5 protein-coding genes are annotated in these 3,333 nt (G+C 43.0%); all 5 read right to left on the reverse strand.

Going from position 1 to position 3,333, the window contains the following annotated elements; genetic code table 11:
- Nucleotides 1-57: 57 nt before the first annotated feature.
- Entirely contained in the window at nucleotides 58-594 is a 537-nt protein-coding gene (locus OH455_RS23050; protein ID WP_206369001.1) for a hypothetical protein, read from the reverse strand.
- Between the two features lie 13 nt (nucleotides 595-607).
- Nucleotides 608-1,198, reverse strand: a complete 591-nt coding sequence (locus OH455_RS23055; protein WP_269980208.1) for a hypothetical protein — start codon at nucleotides 1,196-1,198, stop codon at nucleotides 608-610.
- Nucleotides 1,199-1,313: 115 nt separating this feature from the next.
- Nucleotides 1,314-1,856 carry a hypothetical protein gene (locus OH455_RS23060; RefSeq protein WP_269982918.1) on the reverse strand — a complete coding sequence of 181 codons (543 nt, stop codon included), beginning with the start codon at nucleotides 1,854-1,856 and terminating at the stop codon, nucleotides 1,314-1,316.
- A 159-nt stretch (nucleotides 1,857-2,015) separates the two neighbouring features.
- Nucleotides 2,016-2,429, reverse strand: coding sequence for a hypothetical protein (locus OH455_RS23065; RefSeq protein WP_206368998.1), 414 nt, complete (start codon nucleotides 2,427-2,429; stop codon nucleotides 2,016-2,018).
- A gap of 12 nt (nucleotides 2,430-2,441) precedes the next feature.
- Nucleotides 2,442-2,993: a hypothetical protein gene (locus tag OH455_RS23070; protein WP_269982919.1), complete on the reverse strand. Its 552-nt coding sequence runs from the start codon at nucleotides 2,991-2,993 to the stop codon at nucleotides 2,442-2,444.
- Nucleotides 2,994-3,333 lie beyond the last annotated feature (340 nt).

Consider the following 3,333-nt stretch of genomic DNA (forward strand, 5'->3'; position numbering starts at 1 on the left):
ATATGAGCTCGATTTGGCTTTACAACTGCCCTTTATCGCCGATATGTGTCTTACAAATTAATCAGCCCAACGCACCCAGATATCTTGCATTTTGGCGTTCAACATCGCATCTACGACACTATCATGTACGAACAGAAATGATGGGTCTTGATCAAGCTTAAACAACAGGCGTTGTTGTAGGGGGATGGCATTGAGTTTGTTGTCGTCCAAAACAGGGACAGTCACGGCACCGATGGAAGGCGTATCGCAGTGCCATTGTGTTGCGTCTTTGTCCAGTACATCATAGCGATTAAAGACATGGAAAAAGACATAGTCGATATCATCAATCGTTTCCAACTCTTGCACGGTTCCGATATCAATTTGAGCTTCTCTATCTAAAGCTGGGCGATAAGGGTTTTTCAGGCGTTCGACGCCTGCTGGCTCCATCGCGGACAGAATATCCGCGTACTTTTCCGCAAAAAATAGCCGCGGGCATTGACAAAAATCCACCACTAAATCCGGTTGGATTTCCATCATTCTTACTTTGTTAGCCTGTATAAGGCGATTATTTTTTTGATAGTGAACACTACGATGAAAAACCTGATACTCATTCATCACTATTTTCCTTTTAAATTGTCATGCCGAAGCGATCATCCCATTGCAATAATGGCACCAGGTGAAGCCCACTTGCATTCAAGGCAATTAATGGCTCTGCGATGCTGCTATGGACCAAGTAACTCATCATGCCCGGTATTAAAAAAATACGACGCTTATCCAGAGGAATGGAAGCGAGCTTAGTGGGGTCTAATCGACAGTTTCTAGGGTTTCTAACGTCACCGTCATCTGAACGTTTAGAGTATTGACCGTTATCAAAATCGTAAGCATCGATATCATTATCGACGACTAGTACTGAATACGGGTACTCATTATCATCATTATGGGTGTACACAGCAGGAAGTAGTTGAACCTTATAAAGATCATAATATTCTAGTACTTTTGTTATTCTCTCCGACAGTACAGGGTCACTCGGGGCGGCCATTGCTTCGATAAGTGGCACACTTTTTTGCGCTTCTGCAGCGGATTCAATCTGGATAGGAACCTTGAGTGAAATAGGTTTTTGATATATTAGGTAGTGGCTCTTACTACAAGAAACGTAAGGGGAAGGAACTTCACCAGAGCCACATACAAGCACGTAATATTCTTCGTTAATATCTGACATTATTATTGTCCAATTTGTAGGTCATAGTTTGTCTATCTCAGGTAATAAACAAATCCATCACAGTGAGTAGCTCAATAGCGGGGTAGCCATTATTGGGGATGTTGATTTAAGTACATTATTCACAGGGTATAAAGGTGGTGTTAATCGGATTGGTCGCCATAATACGCTCGACAATGGTACGGTGGAACAGAATACGAGATGACTCTTCCATCTTAAAGATCAGTCGCTGATTGAGCGGCGTTTCAGCAAGGAGGTTTTCATCAAGGACTATTTTTTTTAATCCCGATACTCCGCCGAATGCGTTGACACGAGAGTACTCTGACTTATCAAGATCGAGGCATTTAAGCTTTTGCATATAGTTGATGAATAAATAGTCTCTGTGTCCTTTGCTGTTTTTGATGAACGCCGGCACCCAGTGGATACCGTAGAGATATTGTAGCCCGGCTTCCAGTACCACTCGCTTGGACAAAGCTATGACTCCTATACGCACAAATTCAGGAGTCTCGTAGTCGCCTTCCGGCTTAAAGGTTTCGTAGATCCGAATCGGTTCAATAGGCGGGCGGGCACACGCTTTAAAATTAATATAATGTTCACTAAAATCGCTGACCTCGGCCACCGCGCAGGGGCCCGCGCTGGTAATTAAATAATACTCACTCATTTTCCTACCTCTAAGTTACCTTGTTTCGTCATTAATTCGCCTTTGGTGAAAGCCCGCCAAGTGAGTGGCGGGCTTTTTTGTCTAACGCTGTTGATGCCACTGGGTTCGAATAGACGAAGCTGGGGCAAATTCCCCTTGTCAGAACCCAATCATAAGGGGTTAGTACAATCTATCAAACCACACATCAACCGCGCCGGCTTGTTGTAACCCAATCAGGAAGTCGGTGTTGATCTTCAGCTCTTTATTATCCCAAACGAGTGGTGTTTGCTTTGCGACATGGTCATCAAGTGACGATAGTTCCGGTAAGATAGCAAAATCAATGAAGGCATACTCGTCACACGTTTTGTCCAAGTCATGCTCGGTATTGGGTACGTTAAAATCTAACTCTGCCCACCACTGTGTGAGTTGGTCGAGCCACTTTTCATCCAGTTCTTCTAGGATATCTTCGTAAATATAGAGGGTTTTGATCTCACCAAAATTCATGTACACGTCTGGTTGCGTGAAAACAAACTTTGCGCGCTTTTCAGGTAGAACGGTGGCGATAGTGGCTTTATCAAAAGGAATAAATGTCATGCTATGTCCTTATTAAATGCACTGTGCACAGGGTTTAAAGGTGGTATTGATCGGGTTGGTCGCCATGATACGCTCGACAATGGTGCGGTGGAACAGAATGTAAGCTGCCTCTTCCATCTTAAAGATCAGTCGCTGATTGAGCGGCGTTTCAGCAAGGAAGTTTTCATCAAGGACTATTTTTTCTAATCCCGCTACTTTACTGAATGAATCAACATAGGAATACTCTGACTTATCAAGATCGAGGCATTTAAGCTTTTGCATATAGTTGATGAATAAATAGTCTCTGTGTCCTTTACTGTTTTTGATGAACGCTGGCACCCAGTGGATGCCGTAGATATATTGTAGCCCGGCTTCCATTACCACTCGCTTAGATAATGCGTCAACTTTGGTGTGTACAAATTCCGGAGTCTCGTAGTCGCCTTCTGGCTTAAAGGTTTCGTAGATCCGAATCGGTTCAATAGGCGGGCGAGCGCACGCTTTAAAATTAATATAATATTTATTGTGATCGCTGACCTCGGTCGACGCGCAGGGACCCGCGCTGTCAATTAAATAATATTCACTCATTTTCCTATCTCCAGGTTGCCTTTTTTCGTCATTAATTCGCCGTCTGTATTAGCTGATTAGTAATTAAGTATTTTTTAGGCTTTTTTGTTCTGCTAGAGCCTCATATCTGGCTGCTATCAATATCAAACTCAGGGGGATGAGGAGAGCAACTCAACTTCATTCAGCTAGATATCTTTAGATTGGGGCTAGGGACTGAATGAGTGGTCAATAAGCTTCGAACTCAAATATCAAGTATCGCCTTAAAGGTATGCTGTTAACATTTAACGATTTTTACTCCAATTTTGTGTCTTCTGGGATGTAAAAAATGTAGTAGCCAAGTTCATTTGACCACTACATCACG

Source organism: Vibrio sp. T11.5 (genome assembly GCF_027587155.1).
Classification (GTDB): Bacteria; Pseudomonadota; Gammaproteobacteria; order Enterobacterales; family Vibrionaceae; genus Vibrio; species Vibrio neptunius.

Excerpts from the sequence above, each read along its gene's own strand:
- OH455_RS23050 (WP_206369001.1), bottom strand. The coding sequence starts at position 594 with ATGAATGAGTATCAGGTTTTTCATCGTAGTGTTCACTATCAAAAAAAT.
- OH455_RS23055 (WP_269980208.1), bottom strand. The coding sequence starts at position 1,198 with ATGTCAGATATTAACGAAGAATATTACGTGCTTGTATGTGGCTCTGGT.
- OH455_RS23060 (WP_269982918.1), bottom strand. The coding sequence starts at position 1,856 with ATGAGTGAGTATTATTTAATTACCAGCGCGGGCCCCTGCGCGGTGGCC.
- OH455_RS23065 (WP_206368998.1), bottom strand. The coding sequence starts at position 2,429 with ATGACATTTATTCCTTTTGATAAAGCCACTATCGCCACCGTTCTACCT.
- OH455_RS23070 (WP_269982919.1), bottom strand. The coding sequence starts at position 2,993 with ATGAGTGAATATTATTTAATTGACAGCGCGGGTCCCTGCGCGTCGACC.